We start from the raw sequence: 430 nt of genomic DNA on the forward strand, positions 1-430 counted from the left end.
ACTGATTCACCGAGAAATTTGGATAATTTCTCGATTCAGCAGTCCTTTCGAATTTGGCCGGATGCCAAATTCTCACACGGAATTGCAACTCTTTTTTCTGTAACGGATTCTAGTGCTTGGATAAACGGATACAGACCAACCGATCCAGCTCCCTTGCGCCTGACATTTCCAATTACTGAACAAACTCATCTGGAGGAATTCCTGGCGCGAAGCGCAATGGGGAGCGATGTTTTTATACTATTCGTCATTACTTCAATGGAAGATTCAGTTAGTTATTCTGCCAGTTTTTTGACAATATCTTTACTATGATCTTTCCCTCTGCATGACGCGCAGGAATTCTTCCAGATGAGGAAGTTGCGGATTTGGGGGATGTCAGGCGAGAGGATGGATGGGATGGTTGCCGTTCGTTGGACAAGCGTTAGAATCCGTT

The 430-nt window shown here is 44.7% G+C and carries 1 protein-coding gene; it reads left to right on the forward strand.

All coding sequences use genetic code 11. The features are described from left to right. Nucleotides 1–309, forward strand: a 309-nt coding sequence (locus ACQRBH_RS17335; RefSeq protein ID WP_427762700.1) for a hypothetical protein, incomplete at its 5' end; no start/stop codon positions are given. Between the last annotated feature and the right edge of the window lie 121 nt (nt 310–430).

The sequence above is a fragment of the Bariatricus sp. SGI.161 genome, assembly GCF_050313695.1.
Taxonomy (GTDB): domain Bacteria; phylum Bacillota; class Clostridia; order Lachnospirales; family Lachnospiraceae; genus JAFBIX01.